Origin of the sequence: Nocardioides sp. AE5 (assembly GCF_031844485.1) — a bacterium.
Taxonomy (GTDB): Bacteria; Actinomycetota; Actinomycetes; order Propionibacteriales; family Nocardioidaceae; genus Nocardioides.
In genome coordinates, this window is sequence record NZ_JAUZVI010000002.1 from 419,424 (window position 1) to 434,432 (window position 15,009).

Below are 15,009 nucleotides of genomic sequence, written 5' to 3' on the forward strand. Positions count from 1 at the left end.
ACGCTGGCTTGCCATCGACGAGGAGGATGCGGGAGCGTGTCGCTCGTGTCCGAGACCTGGCGAACAATCCTCGACGCCCTGGCGGGTGTCGGCCCGGCTGAATACCTCGCGATCGTGGTGGTCCTGGCGGTCGTCTCCCAATGGGCCGCCTGGCAGGTGCGACTCCCGTCGATCCTGATCCTGCTCCTGATCGGATTCGGGCTCGGCCAGGTGATCGCGCCCGAGGACGTGCTGGGTCGTGACGTCCTCTTCGGCGGGGTCACCATCGCGGTCGGCGTGATCCTCTTCGAAGGCGCGCTCTCCCTACGCCTACGCCATGTCCGTGACCTGGGCAAGCCGGTGTGGCGGCTCTGCTCGGTGACCGTGCTGGTGGCGTGGGCACTGATCACCGCGGCAGCACTCCTGGTCGGCTTCGCCTTCGAAGTGGCGCTCCTGGTCGGGGCGATCCTGGTCGTCACCGGCCCCACCGTGATCGCACCGATCCTGCGTTCGCTGCGACCCACCCGCCGGATCGCCTCGCTGCTGCGCTGGGAAGGCATCGTGGTCGACCCGATCGGTGCCGTGCTCGCGGTGCTGGTCTTCACCGGCGTCCTGGCCGGCGGCGGAGGGGACGCGGTGGGCCAGATCGTGCTCACCCTGGGCGCCACCATCGTCGTCGCGTTCGGCATCGCGCTGGTCCTGGGCTGGACCCTGACGCAGTTGATGCTGCGCCACGCCATCCCCGACTTCCTGCACGGCGTTACCTTCCTGGCCGCGGCCGTGGGCGCGATGGTGGGGTCGAACGCCGTACAGTCTGAGAGCGGCCTGCTCACCGTCACCGTCCTCGGCGTCTACCTGGGCAACCAGCCGCGCCTCCACCTCGAGCACGTTGCCGAGTTCAGCGAGCACCTCCAGGTGCTCCTGGTCGGCATCCTCTTCATCGTCCTGGCCGGCCGGATCTCACCGAGCCAGCTCGCGGACGTGGCGGTCCCTGCGCTGGTCTTCCTGGCCCTGCTGGTGGTCGTCGTACGCCCGGTCAGCATCGCGCTCGGCCTGTGGGGCACCAAGGTCACCAGCGAGGAGAAGCGCCTGCTCGCCTTCATGGCGCCGCGCGGCATCGTCGCGGCGGCGGTCACCAGCATCTTCGCCCTCGAGTTCGCCCACGCGGCCGAGTCGGCGGCGGCCGCGGCCCAGGACGCCTCGGGGGAGCGGGCCCAGGAGTTGCTGGCTACCTCCGAGGAACTCTCCCGCCTCGCCACCGAGGCCGGCGAGATGGTGCCGCTGGTCTTCATCGTGATCGTCTGCACGGTCGCGATCTATGGCCTCGGCGTCGGCCGGCTCGCCGAGAGGCTCGGCCTGGCCAGCACCACGCCGCAGGGCATCATCTTCGTGGGCGGCCAGCAGTGGGTGGTCGATGCGGCCAAGATGCTCGAGGAGCAGGGCATCACCACGCTGCTCGTCTCGCGTGACTACGCCAAGCTGGCCCGTGCGCGGATGGCCGGGCTCACCACGGAGACCGCGAACATCCTCAGCGACTACGCGGTCAAGGACATGGACCTGGCCGGGATGGGCTCGCTGATCGCCTGCACCGATTCCGACGAGGTCAACGCCACCGCGGCTCGCGAGTTCGCCCACGTGCTCGGCCGTGCCGGCGTCTACCAGGTGCGGCGTACGGAGGAGAACGACGTACGGCGTGACCGCCGCCGCCAGGCCGCGGGCCACCTCAGTGCCCAGTCGGTCTTCCTGCCCTCACGCACCCACGAGGAGATGGCCTCGCTGGTCGCCAGCGGCATGCAGGTCAAGCGGACCCGGCTCACCGAGGAGTTCGACCTGGACGCCTTCCTGGCCCACTACGGGGAGGAGACCGTGCTGATGTTCACCCTGCGCGACGGTGAAGTGACGGTGCTCCACTCCGGGTCGAAGCCACCACGCTCGGGGGTGACCGTGGTGGCCCTGGTCCGCGAGCGTGACGAGGTCACGCCGCCGTCGACAAGCTGAGGGCAACGGTCGAGACGAGCCGAACCCGGGCCAGTCGCGCTGTCATTCGACCAGCCAATCCTTGATGCGCCACCTGTTATCGGTGACCACGAGTTGCAAGATCCATGTCTCGGTGACGGCAGGGACCGAGATCGGGTCGGCGCCCGACGCCATGGTCGTCGTGCCTGCAGACCGACGCGCCTCGAAGGTGACGACCGTGTCATCAGCATCGTCCGGCGACGTTGCCACTTGCCCCTGAACGACCAGGGGTACCTGGCCGAACTCTGTCTTCCCACCCGCGCCCCAGATGTCATCGAGTTCTTCAATGACATCTGCGCACACCTCACATGACTCAAGGGACAGCTCCTGCAATCTCGACGTGTCGCCACTGCTGATCGCTGCACCATAAGCATCGACAAACGCGCGCACGAGCTCCTCCGGTTGGACCTCGTCAGCCGGCAAGTGGTCGACTCCGATGTCGCGAACACGCCATGACCCTTCTTCCATGATCAGGAAGAAGGACCACTCGTTGTCTGACTCGAAATCCACAGGGTCGGCTCCAGCGCTCTCCCAACTCTGCCCGGGGCCCAGATGGATATTCGCGACAACCTCTGCGGTGGTCGAGTTCTCGGATTCCCTCTCCTCGGTTGAGGTGAGGACCGCGTAGGCTCCGTCTGCTTCGATCCGGCCGCCCGCCGCGTAGACGTCTTCGATTGAGCTCGCGAACGAGTTGCAGGTAAAGCACTCGCCGCTGCTCAGCGCACGCATCTCGGTCGTGTCGCCACTCAGTGCGCCAGCTGCGAAGGCCTCCACCCATGCACGTACGAACTCCTCAGGCTCCACCTCGTCGGCCGGCAACTCTTCGACCCCCACCGACGTGGACGTACTCGGCGCAACCGGAGCCGACGGTGACATCGCCGGCGCCGCCGCGGGTGCGGGTGAAGAAGCTGAGCGGCTGGCGCTGCAGGTGTGCGAAGAGGTCGCTGCGGAGCCGGTGCATGACCTGCTGGCCGACGGTGGTCGACATCCAGGTCTGGACCACGCCGATGGCGGCACTGGCCACCGCGACGCCGATCATCCCGCCGACCAGCCACAGCAGCAGGGTGACTTCCTGGCGGGGCAGGGCGTCATCGATGGCGTGGCGGACCAGAAAGGGCTGGGCCAGTCCGATCACGGAACTGGTGACGATGAGGGCGACGATCACGAGCAGGCGGGCCCGGTAGGGGCTGAAGAGGCGCAGGATGCGTCGCAGGCTGACGGGGGAGTCCTCGAGCTGGCGCCGATCGGCGGGGTCGAGGCGGGATCCGCGGGAGCGGTTGTTGGTGTCCATGGGGTTCTGCATGTGCACTCACCCCTTTCATGGAAGTTCATTTCATGTAGTGAGGATACCTCACTATGAGGGAATCGACCTAATCGGTTACGCTGGACCCATGTCCGAGAACCCGACCGAACTGCTGATGGCAGCAGCCCGCCAGCTGCGGAGTCGCCATGGGGCAGCGCTGGCCCCCTGGCAGGTGACACCGGCCCAGGCACGCGCGCTGCGACTGGTCTGCCGGCTGGACGCGCCACGGCCGTCCGAGCTCGCCCGGCGCCTGCGGATCGCACCACGCTCGGCGACCGAGGTGATCGACGCCCTCCAGGAACGCGGACTGGTGGTGCGTGAGCAGGACGCGGGGGACCGGCGCGCGATCTGCATCCGCCCCACGCCCGAGGGGGAGGCGATGAACCGGGAGATCGACGCCGCCCGCCGCGAGGCGGCCGACGCCTTCCTGGCGGTGCTGGCACCGGCCGACCGAGCCGAACTGGACCGGATCCTGGCGATCCTGGTCGATCAGCCAGACTGAGCAGGCAACCCCAACCCCGGTACGTCGAGGAGTTCACAGATGCATGTCGGACTGACTGGAGGCGTCGCCTCCGGCAAGAGCACCGTCTCGGCGATCCTGGCCGACCTCGGGGCCGTGATCATCGACGCGGACCTGCTCGCCCGCGAGGTGGTCGAGCCGGGCACCGAGGGACTGGCCGAGATCGTCGCCGCCTTCGGCCCCGACGTGCTGACCGCCGAGGGCACCCTGGACCGACCGGCGATGGGCGCGATCGTCTTCGCCGACGAGGCCCGGCGCCGCGAGCTCGAGGCGATCATCCATCCCAAGGTGGGGGCCCGCTCCCTGGAGATCATGGCCGGGGCCGGCGACGACGCCATCGTCGTCCACGACATCCCGCTCCTGGTCGAGACCGGCCAGCCGGGCAACTTCGAGGCGGTCCTCGTGGTCGACGTACCCGAGGAGGTGCAGGTCGCGCGGATGGTCGACAACCGCCAGATGAGCGAGGCCGACGCGCGGGCCCGGATCGCCGCCCAGGCCACCCGCGAGCAGCGGCTCGCCGCGGCCACCCACGTCATCGACAACACCGGCACCCTCGAGGAACTGCGCGCCCGCGTCGAGGCAGTGTGGCGCGAACTCACCGGGGCGTGAACGAGCCGCGGCGTACAACCCGGTCCGGAGGAAGCAACTCTGGAGACGGGGCTGTACGCCGCGGCGAATCGTGGGCTCAGGCAGCGAGGTCCGGGTCGGCGAAGGTGCGCAGCTTCTGCAGCGCCTCGCGCTCGAGCTGGCGGACCCGCTCGGCGGAGATGCCGTGCTTGGCGCCGATGTCGGCCAACTTGTGCTGGCGACCGTCGGAGAGCCCATAGCGGGAACGGATGATGTCCGCGGCCCGCTCGTCGAGCTGGGAGACGAGCCGGTTCAACCGGTCACGGCTCTCGGTGTCGAGCACCTCCAGGTCCGGGCTGGGCGTGGTCTCCTGCGCCATTAGGTCACCCAGGGACGTGTCGCCGTCCTCATCGACCGGCGTGTCCAGGCTGACGTGGTCGCGGCCCCAGCGGATCAGGTCCAGCACCCGCTCCAGCTCCATGCCGAGCTCGGTGGCGATCTCCTCGGGCTCCGGGTCGCGGCCCAGCTGGCGCTCCAGCGTGCGGCGCGCACTGCCGACCTGGTTCAGCTCCTCGACCACGTGGACCGGGAGGCGGACCACCCGGGCCTGCTGGGCGATGCCGCGGGTGATCGCCTGACGGACCCACCAGGTGGCATAGGTGGAGAACTTGTAGCCCTTGGCGTAGTCGAACTTCTCGACCGCGCGGATCAGGCCGGTGTTCCCTTCCTGGATCAGGTCGAGCATCGGCATCTGGGCGCGGCCGTACTTGCGGGCGATGGAGACGACCAGGCGCAGGTTGGCGTTGATGAACGTGCGGACGGCGCGGCGGCCCTCCTCGGCGAGCCACTCGAGCTCTTCCTGGGTGGCGCTCTTGGGGGCACCGCCCTTGCGGCGACCGATCCGTCCCTCGGCCAGCAGGTGCTCGGCCATCAGGCCGGCCTCGATGGTCTTCGACAACTCGACCTCGGTGACGGCGTCGAGCAGCGGGGTGCGTGCGATCTCGTCCAGGTAGAGCCCGACGCTGTCGCGTCCTTCGATCTCGCGGGTTGCTGTGGTTGCGGCCATGCCCATCGCCCTCCTTGTCGGTGGCGCCCCTGTGGGTGTGGGGCGACCACGCATCAGTTCCAACACCCCACCTGCCCGGTTGATTCCCGGTCAGGACCAGTGATTCCCGGCGGGGACCAGTGGCAGGTGGTGGTACCCAAGATGACGCTTGGCGAGCCCGGAAAGTTGCCGCGGCGCGGACTTCTCAGGGACTTCTCAGGCGATGTTGGGGAAGGCCCCCGGGCCTCTCAGGAAGAGGTCCGCGAAGGCACCTCGGCCAGCCCCATCCGGTCCAGGATCCAGGCCAGCGAGAACGCCCGGTCGGTCCACGCCTTGTAGCGTCCCGACACCCCTCCGTGGCCGGCCGCCATCTCGGTGCGGAGCAGGAAGTCGCGGCGCCCCACCGCCCGCTCCCGCAGCCGGGCCACCCACTTGGCCGCCTCGACGTACAGCACCCGGGTGTCGTTGAGCGACGTCTCGGCCAGGATCGGCGGATAGTCCACCGCGGCCACGTTCTCGTACGGCGCGTAGTCGCGGATCCGGGCGAACGCCTCGGGGTCGCCCTCCGGGTTGCCCCACTCCTCGTATTCCAGCACCGTCAGCGGCAGGCTCGAGTCGAGCATTGTGGTCAGGATGTCCACGAACGGCACCTGGGCCACGAAGCCGGCGAAGAGTTCGGGGGCCTGGTTGGCCACCGCGCCGATCAGCAGGCCACCGGCGCTGCCGCCCTCGGCCACGATCCGGTCCGGCGAGGTCCACTGCTCCTCGACCAGGTGGCGCGCGCAGGCGATGAAGTCGGTGAAGGTGTTCTGCTTGTGCTCCAGCTTCCCGTCGTCGTACCAGTGCCGTCCCATCTCGCCGCCACCGCGGATGTGGGCGATCGCGAAGCCGGCGCCGCGGTCCAGCAGCGAGAGGCGGGCGATCGAGAAGTACGGGTCGATCGACGCCTCGTAGGCGCCGTACCCATAGAGCAGGATCGGCGTCGTCCCGTCCTGGGGCGCATCCTTGGGCAGCACCAGCGAGATCGGCACCCGTACGCCGTCCGGCGCGGTCGCCCACAGTCGCCGCTCGGTGTAATCCGCCGCGTCGTAGCCGCCCAGCACCGGCGTCTCCTTGAGCAACTGCAACTCCCGCGTGCGTACGTCGTAGGAGTGCACCGACCCGGGCCGGGCCAGGGTGGTGTAGCCCAGGCGCACCACCGGCTGGTCGAACTCCGGGTTGCCGCCCGAGCCAATCGTGTAGACCTCGTCGGCGAACTCGACCTGGTAGTCGTCGGCCACGCCGATGCCGTCGAGTTCCAGGATCCTCAACTGGGTCAGCCCCTGGCTGCGCTGGTGCACCACCAGGTGCGTGGCGAACGCGTCCACGTCGTCGAGGCGGACCTGCGCATCATGCTCGATGAAGGGCGCCCAGTCCGCCCGCGGAGTCGGCGTGATCGGTGCCCGGGCCACCTCGAAGTTCGGGCCGCCGCCGTTGTGCAGCACCAGGAAGCAGTCCTGGCCGCCGATCACCGCGTGCTCCAGGGAGTATTCGACGCCGCTCTCCCGCTCGGCGTACACCTGGAAGCCGGCAGCGTCATCGGTGGTGTCCAGGACGCGGTATTCGGAGGTGGTCTTGGCGCCGGAGACGATCATCACGAACCGGTCCGAGCGGGTCCGTCCCACGCCCACCCAGAACCGGGCGTCGGTCTCGTGGAAGACGAGTTCGTCGCTGTCCTGGCTGGTGCCGAGCCGGTGGCGCCAGATCTTGTCGGCACGCCACGACTCGTCGACGGTGGTGTAGAAGAACGACTGCCCGTCCGGGTGCCAGGTGGCGCCGCCGAGCACGCCGGTGATCTCGTCGGCCAGCACCTCGCGGGTGGCCAGGTCCAGCACCCGGATCGTGTAGCGCTCGTCGCCGACCACGTCACTGGACCAGGCCAGCCGGGCACCGTCCAGGCTGATGCTGGAGCCACCCAAGGAGAAGAAGTCGTGGCCCGCGGCGAGTTCGTTGAGGTCCAGCAGGATCTCCTCGCCCGGCAGCGCCGGCTGGTCGACGTGTGCGTCGGTGGCCGGCACCGGGGGAGTCCAGTCCTCAGGGTCGGCGACCGGGACCCGGCACGATGCGCCGTACTCCTTGCCCTCGAACGAGCGGGAGTAGTACCAGTGGCCGCGGATCCGGGTCGGCACCGACAGGTCGGTCTCCAGGGTGCGTGCCTTGATCTCGGCGAAGATCGACTCACGCAGCCTGGCCAGGTGTGCGGTCCGCTGCTCGGTCCACGCGTTCTCCGCCTCCAGGTGCGCCAGCACCGCCGGATCCTCCTTGTCGCGCAACCACTCGTATTCATCCACCAGCGTGATGCCGTGGTGGGTGGCGGAGGACGGGCGACGGTCTGCGATCGGCGGCTGCATGGTGCGGAGCCTATGAGACCGGGTGCAGGCAGGGCAGGATGGGGAGCGTGAGCCGCACCATCGACCTGAACGCCGACCTCGGCGAGGAGATCACCGACGACGAGGCGTTGCTGGGTGTCGTGACCAGCGCCAACGTGGCCTGCGGCGGCCATGCCGGCACCCCGGAGACCATGCGGGCCGTCTGTGCCGGTGCCGCCCGGCTCGGGGTCGCGGTCGGGGCGCAGGTCAGTTATGTCGACCGCGAACACTTCGGGCGCCGCCGCCTCGACGTCGACCCCGCGGTGCTGGCCGATCAGGTCGCCGCCCAGATCGCCGAACTGGACCGGATTGGCGCCGAGGAAGGCGCCCCGGTGGTCTACGTCAAGCCCCACGGCGCCCTCTACAACCGCGTCGTCGACGACCCGGAACAGGCCGCGGCGGTGCTGGCCGGCTCCGGGGACCTCCCGGTGCTCGGCCTGCCCGGCGGCGTCCTGCTGGCCCAGGCCGCGGCCGCCGGGCGCACCACCTGGCGCGAGGGGTTCCCCGATCGCGGCTACACCGCCGACGGGCGCCTGGTCCCGCGCGGGGAGCCCGGCGCCCTGCTGGCCGGCGACCAGGTGGTCGGCCAGGCGCTGGCCCTGGCGCCCGGCGTGGACTCGCTGTGCCTGCACGGTGACTCGCCGGGCGCAGTCACCCACGCCACGCACGTACGCCGTGCACTGACGGCCGCGGGGTGGCGCCTGCGCCCCTTCGCGGAGGCGTGATGGCGCCACGCATCCGCCCCTTCGGCGACCACGCGCTCCTGGTCGAGGTCGAGGAGACCGCGGAGGCACTGGACCTCGCCCTGTGGGCCCGCGAGCAGGGACTGGCCGACGACGTGGTGCCGGCGACCCGCACGGTGCTGCTCGACGGCGTACCGGACCTGGCCGCAACCTGCGACCAGCTCGCCACCTGGCGCCCCGGCGCCGCGCCCGCACCCGGACCACTGGTCGAGGTCCCGCTCCGCTACGACGGCCCCGACCTGGCCGCGGTGGCGCGCGGGTGGGGGATGGCGCCCGACGAGGCGGTCGCCCGCCACACCGGCGCCGACCACGTGGTCGCCTTCTGCGGGTTCGCGCCCGGCTTCCCCTACCTGACCAGCGACCTGGCCCTGCCCGACGTACCCCGGCTCGACTCGCCGCGGGCCCGGGTGGAGCCCGGATCGGTCGGCCTGGCCGGGCCGTTCACTGGCATCTATCCGGGCGCCTCCCCGGGCGGGTGGCAACTGATCGGACACACCGACGAAGTGCTCTGGGACAGCACCCGCGCCAAGCCGGCACTGCTGCCGCCCGGCACCCGGGTCAGGTTCGTGGCCCGATGACCCTCACCGTCACCCGCGCCGGCGCGCTGAGCACCTGCCAGGACCTGGGCCGGATCGGGCACGCACACCTCGGCGTGCCGCGCGCCGGCGCCCTCGACCAGCCCGCGGCCGCCCTGGCGAACCGGCTGGTCGGCAACCCGCGTGAGGCTGCCGTCATCGAGACCACCCTGGACGGCGTCGCACTCCACACCAGCGCAGATCACTGGTTCGCCGTCACCGGCGCACCCTGCCCGGTCACCGTCGCCGGTCGGGCCGTCGCCCACGGCGAGCCCGTCTTCGCCCCCGCCGGCAGTGAGGTGGTCGTCGGTGCGGCGCTGCGCGGCGTCCGTTCCTACCTGGCCGTCGCCGGTGGCGTCGCGGTGGCGCCGGTGCTGGGCTCACGCTCCACCGACACCCTGGCCTGGGTCGGACCACCCCGCCTGGTCGTAGGCATGGAACTGGCCGTCGGCACCCCGAGTGGCGAGATCCGCCCCCTCGACGTACCCCCACCGGTCCGCGGCCGTGCGTTGCGGGTGATTGCCGGGCCGCGCCTGGACTGGTTCGCACCCGAGGCCTGGCGCACCCTGTGCACCGCGACGTGGCGGGCGGGCGCGGAGTCGAACCGGATCGGGCTGCGGCTGGGCGGACCTGCGCTGGAGCGCTCGCGGACCGGGGAACTGGCCAGCGAGCCGATGGTGCTCGGCGCGGTCCAGGTGCCGCCGTCGGGCCAACCGGTGGTCTTCCTGGCCGACCACCCGGTGACCGGCGGCTATCCGGTGATCGCCGTCGTCCTCGCCGACGACCTGCACCACTGCGCCCAGGCGCGGCCGGGGGACGAGGTCACCTTCACTCCGGCTCCTCGAGGATGACCGGGCGCAGGTCCGGGTCGTCGACACGGAAGCTGCGCACCGGGCCCGGCCCGGTCTCGGCCGTCTCGAACCGGACGGTGACCACGCCCCGCCCGGACCCCCACACCCAGCCGCGGCCCATCTCGGTGTGCTCGACGTCGCGCCCCGGCGCCCAGGTCCGGTGGCGGGCGTTGAGCACGGCCGACAGGTCCGGTACGTCGTCGGACTCCTCGTCACCTGCCGCACTGGTCGCGTCGGAGCTCTCCGCGGCAGCGTCGGTGAAGAGGTCGTCCTGGACCCAGTCGGCCAGGCCCGAGACACCTACCCCCAGCAGCCGCACGCCGGCACTGGTGTCCAGGCCGGCCAGCAGCGCGCGGGCGTGGCGGGCGATCACCGCGGCATCGTCGGTGGGGGAGTCCAAGGTGTGCGAGCGGTTCAGCGTGGTGAAGTCATACAGGCGCACCTTGATCGTGACGGTCCGCCCCGACATCTGCCCCTTGGCCAACCGCTCGGCCACGGTGCGGGCCTGGCGGGTGAGCAGGTGCTGCAGCATCGTCGGGTCGACCAGGTCGGTCTCATAGGTTCCCTCGACGCTGACCGACTTCGTCTCGCGGACCGGCTCCACCGCACGGTCGTCCTGGGCGCGGGCCAACTGGTAGAGCCCCTGGCCGTGCGCGTTGCCGACCAGGCGGATGAGTTCGTCCAGGCTGACCGCCTCCAGGTCGGCCACCGAGGTGATCCCGGCGCGGCGCAGGCGCTCCTTGGTGGCCGGCCCGACGCCGGGGATCACCGAGACCGGCATCGGGCGCAGCAGTTCCTGCTCGCCACCGGGCGGCACCACGACCAGGCCGTCCGGCTTGTCGAGGTCGCTGGCCACCTTGGCGATGAACTTGGAACTGCCGATCCCGACGCTGGCGCTCAGGCCGCCGGTCGCCTCGCGCACCGCCTCCCGGATCTCGGCACCGAAGGCGCGCACCGAGGCCACGTCGTACGACGCCAGGTCACTGGCCCGCAGGTCGACGAACGCCTCGTCGATGGAGAGCGGCTCGACCAGCGGGGAGGCGGCCCGGAGCAGGTCCATCACCACCTTGCTGGTGGCGCGGTACGCCGGGAAGCGGCCGGAGAGGAAGGCGGCGTTGGGGCAGCGCGAGCGTGCCTCGCGGGTCGACATCGCCGAGCGGATCCCGAAGGCACGCGCCTCATAGGAGGCGGTCGCCACCACCCCGCGGCCGCCGACGCCACCGATCACCACCGGCTTGCCGCGCAGGGACGGCTTGTCGCGCTGCTCGACCGCGGCGAAGAAGGCGTCGAGGTCGAGGTGGAGGATCGAGGCGTCGGACCTCATCGGCCCGCTCCACTCCCGCCGTACCCGTCGCTCACACGGCGAACCTATCGCGGGTGAACCCGGTTTCTGTGCACAGGCAGCGCCGACCCGGAAGTTATCCACAGGCGCCGCCGGTGCGCCCCCGCGCGGCCCGGTGAGCCAGCAGGCTGGGCGCCATGATGAATCAGAAGATCACCGTCCGGACCACAGAAGACATCCTCGCCCTGGTGCCGTGCATGCTCGGCTTCCACCCGGAGGATTCCATCGTGATGCTTGCCTTCGGCGGCAAGGAAGGAGCATTCCAGGCCCGCGTCGACCTGCCCACCAGGAAGGAGGACGTGGCCGAACTCGTCGCCGTGCTGGCCGACCCCGCCCGACGGTACGGCGCACCCCAGGCCGCGCTGGTCGCCTACGGGGCGGAGTCGGACCTGGTCACCACCAGCATGACCGCGCTGGCCGACGAACTCGAACAGTGCGGCACGCAGGTGATCGAGCTGATCCGGGTCGAGGGGGAGCGGTGGTTCGAGATCCGCGAGGAGGACCGCTTCCTCTGCCCCGACGGCGTGGTCTTCGACCTGGCCTCCCATCCGCTCACCGCCCAGTGGGTGCTCGACGGCAAGGTCACCCATTCCCGGCGCCAGGACTTGGCCGATTCACTGCTGCCCGAGGGGGCCGAGGTGGTGGGCGAGGTGGAGGACGCCGCCTTCCGGGCCGCCGGTCGGCGCCACTTCGTCCAGCCGGTGGCCGAGCGGCGATGGGTGACGGACCGGGTCGTCAACCACGTAGCGCACCGGACGGTGCCCGCCGCCGAGGAGCTGGGACGGTTGCTGGTCGGCCTCCAGGAGGTCCGGATCCGGGAGGCGACCTACGTGGCGATGACCCGCGAGACGGCCTCGCTGTACGTCGACTTCTGGCGTGCCGTGGTGCGGCGCAGCCCCGAAGCGCTCGTGGCGGCCCCTGCCGGGCTGCTCGCGCTGGCCGCGTGGCTCGACGGGGACGGGGCGCTCGCCTGGTGTGCGGTGGAGCGGTGCGCGGCATCCGAGCCGGACCACGAACTGGTGCGGGTGGTCTCCGGGATGCTGATGGCCGCGGTGCCGCCGAGCAAGTGGGACCCGGCGATGGACGCGTTGATGGCGGAGAAACTGGCCGAATAGCGGATCGGGCCGTCTACGCTGGGGCCATGGGATCCGAGGTCGAGGCGCAGGAGTTCTCCAGGGCGGACCGCACGCGTCACCGCGAGAAGGTGCGCCAGTGCCTGGACGTCTTCGCCCGGATGCTGCGCGAGGCAGCCTTCGACACCGACGACCCGATGACCGGGCTGGAGATCGAGCTCAACCTGGTCAACGACCTGGGTGACCCGGCGCTGAAGAACGCCGAGGCGCTGGCGCTGATCGCCGACGAGGACTTCCAGACCGAGCTGGGCCAGTTCAACGTCGAGATCAACGTGCCGCCGCGCCACCTGCGTGACGGCGGGTTCGCGGCGTACGAGGAGGGGCTGCGGCGCAGCCTCAACGACGCCGAGTCCAGATCTGCCCGGGCCGGCGCGCACATGGTGATGATCGGGATCCTGCCCACCCTGGCCGAGGGGCACATGAGCCCCGCCAGCCTGAGCAGCAACCCGCGCTATGCGCTGCTCAGCGACCAGATCCTCGCCGCCCGCGGTGAGGACATCGTGATCGACGTCCAGGGCGTCGAGCGGCTGCGGACCACCGCCGACTCGATCGTGCCCGAAGCGGCGTGCACCAGCACCCAGTTGCACGTGCAGACCTCGCCGGAGGAGTTCGCGCCATACTGGAACGCCTCCCAGGTGATCGCAGCACTGCAACTGGCGGTCGGCGCTAACTCGCCCTACCTGCTGGGCAAGGAGCTGTGGCGCGAGACCCGGATCCCGCTCTTCGAGCAGGCCACCGACACCCGCAGCGAGGAGTTGAAGGCGCAAGGGGTCCGGCCGCGGGTCTGGTTCGGCGAGCGCTGGATCACCTCGGTCTTCGACCTGTTCGAGGAGAACGTCCGCTATTTCCCGGCGCTGTTGCCGGTGACCGAGGACGAGGACCCGCTGGCGGTGCTGGAGGCCGGCCAGGTGCCCGAGCTCGCCGAGCTGCGGCTGCACAACGGCACCATCTATCGCTGGAACCGCCCGGTCTATGACATCGCCGGGGGAGTGCCGCACCTGCGGGTGGAGAACCGGGTGCTGGCCGCCGGCCCCACGGTGGTCGACACGATGGCCAACGCGGCCTTCTACTTCGGGCTGGTCCGCTCCCTGGCCGGTGCCCAGCGGCCGGTCTGGTCGCGGATGTCGTTCAGCGCGGCGGAGGAGAACTTCCACGTCGCCGCACGGCAGGGGATCGACGCCCAGGTCTACTGGCCCGAGGTGGGTCAGGTGCCGGCCACCGAACTGGTGCTGCGCCGGCTGCTCGACCAGGCCCACGAGGGACTGGCCGCGTGGGGTGTGGAGAGCCAGGAGTCGGACCGCCTGCTCGGCATCATCGAGCAGCGCTGCCTGCAGGGGACCAACGGGGCGGAATGGTTCGCCTCCCGGGTGCGCAGCCACGGCAGCGCGATCACCACCGAGGAGGCGCTGCGCCGCACCCTGGTCGAGTACCGCGACCTGATGCACACCAACGAGCCGGTCCACACCTGGCCCGCCTGAGCCTCACGGGCCGCCGCCGAACGGGTCGTACCACCCGTTCTTGGTCACCACCACGGCACAGGCCGCCACCAGGCCGAGCTCGGCCAACCCACGGCGTACGACGGGCAGCCAGGCGACGTCGAGGTCGTGCGGCTGGGGCCAGCCCATCCGGGTCAACCAGGCAGCCGGCCGGTCAGTGATCGCCGCGGCGCGCTGGGCCAGTTCGACGGCCAGGTCGCTGCGCAGCCCCACGTCGGCGGCCAGCAGGTCGTCGTCCAGGGCGAGGGTGACGTGCTCGCCGCCGAGCGTGCCCAGGTGCAGTGCAGGGGTGAACGTGCGCTGCGGCGTACTGGCCCGGAGCGCGTGCACGCACAGGCGCAGCGCTGCCTGGGTCGGTTCGTCGAGCATGCCCACCACCTTGCCGTACGTCGGGCCGGCCCGCAGGCGTCCTCCACAGGCCCGTCCTCACCCCGGATGGCAGGATGGATCCATGGCCATCAACATCACCGGGGACCCCACCGCCGACAAGGTCCTCACCGACGACCCGTTCGCCCTGCTGGCCGGGATGCTGCTGGACCAGCAGTTCCCGATGGAGCAGGCCTTCGCCGGCCCGGCGAAGGTGCTGGACCGCTTCGGCTCGCTCGACCCCGAGCTGATCGCCAACGCGGACCCGGAGCAGTTCGCCGACCTCTGCGCCCAGACCCCGGCCGTGCACCGCTTCCCAGGATCGATGGCAGCGCGCCTCCAGGCGCTGGCCGCCCTGGTGGTGGAGCGCTACGACGGGAAGACCGAGCGCCTGTGGCAGGAAGCCGGTTCGGGCAAGGAACTGCTCAAGCGGGTCCAGGAGCTGCCGGGCTTCGGCAAGCAGAAGGCGCAGATCTTCGTGGCATTGCTCGCCAAGCAACTCGGCGTACGTCCCGACGGGTGGGAACAGGCCGCCGGTGACTACGCGCTGGAGGGCCGCCGCTCGGTCGCCGACGTGGTGGATGCGCAGAGCCTGCAGGAGGTCCGCGACCACAAGAAGCAGATGAAGGCCGCCGCGAAGGCAGCTTCCGCCAAGTCGTGACGCC

At 70.7% G+C, this 15,009-nt stretch carries 15 protein-coding genes; 9 read left to right on the forward strand and 6 right to left on the reverse strand.

Features of this window, described 5'->3' with window-relative positions:
* The first annotated feature begins 36 nt into the window (after positions 1 to 36).
* Positions 37 to 1,977 carry a cation:proton antiporter gene (locus Q9R27_RS05135; RefSeq protein WP_311251263.1) on the forward strand — a complete coding sequence of 647 codons (1,941 nt, stop codon included), beginning with the start codon at positions 37 to 39 and terminating at the stop codon, positions 1,975 to 1,977.
* Between the two features lie 42 nt (positions 1,978 to 2,019).
* Here Q9R27_RS05135 and Q9R27_RS05140 read toward each other — a convergent pair whose 3' ends face one another.
* Together Q9R27_RS05140 and Q9R27_RS05145 are read right to left on the reverse strand one after the other, a co-directional pair.
* Complete coding sequence (locus Q9R27_RS05140; protein ID WP_311251264.1) at positions 2,020 to 2,829, reverse strand: DUF6318 family protein; 810 nt, start codon at positions 2,827 to 2,829, stop codon at positions 2,020 to 2,022.
* Positions 2,789 to 3,298 (reverse strand): ABC transporter transmembrane domain-containing protein, encoded by a 510-nt coding sequence (locus tag Q9R27_RS05145; protein WP_311251265.1) that lies wholly within the window; start codon positions 3,296 to 3,298, stop codon positions 2,789 to 2,791. Before Q9R27_RS05145 ends, Q9R27_RS05140 begins: the two co-directional genes overlap by 41 nt.
* Positions 3,299 to 3,386: 88 nt before the next feature.
* Here Q9R27_RS05145 and Q9R27_RS05150 point away from each other — a divergent pair, with 88 nt between their 5' ends.
* Both Q9R27_RS05150 and coaE read left to right on the forward strand, forming a co-directional pair.
* The gene (locus Q9R27_RS05150) at positions 3,387 to 3,800 is read left to right on the forward strand and encodes a MarR family transcriptional regulator (RefSeq protein ID WP_311251266.1); all 414 of its coding nucleotides are present in this window, start codon (positions 3,387 to 3,389) and stop codon (positions 3,798 to 3,800) included.
* 39 nt (positions 3,801 to 3,839) lie between these two features.
* Complete coding sequence (coaE, locus tag Q9R27_RS05155; protein WP_311251267.1) at positions 3,840 to 4,427, forward strand: dephospho-CoA kinase; 588 nt, start codon at positions 3,840 to 3,842, stop codon at positions 4,425 to 4,427.
* A gap of 76 nt (positions 4,428 to 4,503) precedes the next feature.
* Here coaE and Q9R27_RS05160 read toward each other — a convergent pair whose 3' ends face one another.
* Positions 4,504 to 5,451, reverse strand: coding sequence for a sigma-70 family RNA polymerase sigma factor (locus Q9R27_RS05160; RefSeq protein WP_311251268.1), 948 nt, complete (start codon positions 5,449 to 5,451; stop codon positions 4,504 to 4,506).
* Positions 5,452 to 5,678: 227 nt separating this feature from the next.
* A complete protein-coding gene (locus Q9R27_RS05165) occupies positions 5,679 to 7,820 on the reverse strand; it encodes a S9 family peptidase (RefSeq protein ID WP_311251269.1) in 2,142 nt (713 codons plus the stop codon).
* Positions 7,821 to 7,858: 38 nt separating this feature from the next.
* Between Q9R27_RS05165 and Q9R27_RS05170 the strand changes: the two genes are divergently transcribed.
* Genes Q9R27_RS05170 through Q9R27_RS05180 form a run of 3 tightly spaced genes read left to right on the forward strand, consistent with a single transcriptional unit; the run spans position 7,859 to position 10,007 of the window.
* Positions 7,859 to 8,563 (forward strand): 5-oxoprolinase subunit PxpA, encoded by a 705-nt coding sequence (locus Q9R27_RS05170; RefSeq protein WP_311251270.1) that lies wholly within the window; start codon positions 7,859 to 7,861, stop codon positions 8,561 to 8,563.
* A complete protein-coding gene (locus tag Q9R27_RS05175) occupies positions 8,563 to 9,159 on the forward strand; it encodes an allophanate hydrolase subunit 1 (protein ID WP_311251271.1) in 597 nt (198 codons plus the stop codon). The genes Q9R27_RS05170 and Q9R27_RS05175 overlap by 1 nt, the downstream gene beginning before the upstream one ends.
* Entirely contained in the window at positions 9,156 to 10,007 is an 852-nt protein-coding gene (locus Q9R27_RS05180; RefSeq protein WP_311251272.1) for a biotin-dependent carboxyltransferase family protein, read from the forward strand. Before Q9R27_RS05175 ends, Q9R27_RS05180 begins: the two co-directional genes overlap by 4 nt.
* Here the strand turns inward: Q9R27_RS05180 and Q9R27_RS05185 are convergent.
* Complete coding sequence (locus Q9R27_RS05185) at positions 9,985 to 11,331, reverse strand: DNA polymerase IV (protein ID WP_311251273.1); 1,347 nt, start codon at positions 11,329 to 11,331, stop codon at positions 9,985 to 9,987. The genes Q9R27_RS05180 and Q9R27_RS05185 overlap by 23 nt on opposite strands.
* A gap of 155 nt (positions 11,332 to 11,486) precedes the next feature.
* Between Q9R27_RS05185 and Q9R27_RS05190 the strand changes: the two genes are divergently transcribed.
* Complete coding sequence (locus tag Q9R27_RS05190) at positions 11,487 to 12,464, forward strand: DUF4192 domain-containing protein (RefSeq protein ID WP_311251274.1); 978 nt, start codon at positions 11,487 to 11,489, stop codon at positions 12,462 to 12,464.
* A 26-nt stretch (positions 12,465 to 12,490) separates the two neighbouring features.
* Positions 12,491 to 13,960 carry a glutamate-cysteine ligase family protein gene (locus Q9R27_RS05195; protein ID WP_311251275.1) on the forward strand — a complete coding sequence of 490 codons (1,470 nt, stop codon included), beginning with the start codon at positions 12,491 to 12,493 and terminating at the stop codon, positions 13,958 to 13,960.
* Between the two features lie 3 nt (positions 13,961 to 13,963).
* Here the strand turns inward: Q9R27_RS05195 and Q9R27_RS05200 are convergent, their stop codons facing one another.
* Positions 13,964 to 14,347 (reverse strand): hypothetical protein, encoded by a 384-nt coding sequence (locus Q9R27_RS05200; protein ID WP_311251276.1) that lies wholly within the window; start codon positions 14,345 to 14,347, stop codon positions 13,964 to 13,966.
* 82 nt (positions 14,348 to 14,429) lie between these two features.
* On the opposite strand from Q9R27_RS05200, the gene Q9R27_RS05205 reads away from it, so the two are divergent.
* Positions 14,430 to 15,005 carry an HhH-GPD-type base excision DNA repair protein gene (locus tag Q9R27_RS05205; protein ID WP_311251277.1) on the forward strand — a complete coding sequence of 192 codons (576 nt, stop codon included), beginning with the start codon at positions 14,430 to 14,432 and terminating at the stop codon, positions 15,003 to 15,005.
* The last annotated feature ends 4 nt before the right edge of the window (positions 15,006 to 15,009 follow it).

Excerpts from the sequence above, each read along its gene's own strand:
- Q9R27_RS05145 (WP_311251265.1), bottom strand. The coding sequence starts at position 3,298 with ATGCAGAACCCCATGGACACCAACAACCGCTCCCGCGGATCCCGCCTC.
- Q9R27_RS05150 (WP_311251266.1), top strand. The coding sequence starts at position 3,387 with ATGTCCGAGAACCCGACCGAACTGCTGATGGCAGCAGCCCGCCAGCTG.
- coaE (WP_311251267.1), top strand. The coding sequence starts at position 3,840 with ATGCATGTCGGACTGACTGGAGGCGTCGCCTCCGGCAAGAGCACCGTC.
- Q9R27_RS05160 (WP_311251268.1), bottom strand. The coding sequence starts at position 5,451 with ATGGCCGCAACCACAGCAACCCGCGAGATCGAAGGACGCGACAGCGTC.
- Q9R27_RS05165 (WP_311251269.1), bottom strand. The coding sequence starts at position 7,820 with ATGCAGCCGCCGATCGCAGACCGTCGCCCGTCCTCCGCCACCCACCAC.
- Q9R27_RS05170 (WP_311251270.1), top strand. The coding sequence starts at position 7,859 with ATGGGGAGCGTGAGCCGCACCATCGACCTGAACGCCGACCTCGGCGAG.
- Q9R27_RS05175 (WP_311251271.1), top strand. The coding sequence starts at position 8,563 with ATGGCGCCACGCATCCGCCCCTTCGGCGACCACGCGCTCCTGGTCGAG.
- Q9R27_RS05180 (WP_311251272.1), top strand. The coding sequence starts at position 9,156 with ATGACCCTCACCGTCACCCGCGCCGGCGCGCTGAGCACCTGCCAGGAC.
- Q9R27_RS05185 (WP_311251273.1), bottom strand. The coding sequence starts at position 11,331 with ATGAGGTCCGACGCCTCGATCCTCCACCTCGACCTCGACGCCTTCTTC.
- Q9R27_RS05190 (WP_311251274.1), top strand. The coding sequence starts at position 11,487 with ATGATGAATCAGAAGATCACCGTCCGGACCACAGAAGACATCCTCGCC.
- Q9R27_RS05195 (WP_311251275.1), top strand. The coding sequence starts at position 12,491 with ATGGGATCCGAGGTCGAGGCGCAGGAGTTCTCCAGGGCGGACCGCACG.
- Q9R27_RS05200 (WP_311251276.1), bottom strand. The coding sequence starts at position 14,347 with ATGCTCGACGAACCGACCCAGGCAGCGCTGCGCCTGTGCGTGCACGCG.
- Q9R27_RS05205 (WP_311251277.1), top strand. The coding sequence starts at position 14,430 with ATGGCCATCAACATCACCGGGGACCCCACCGCCGACAAGGTCCTCACC.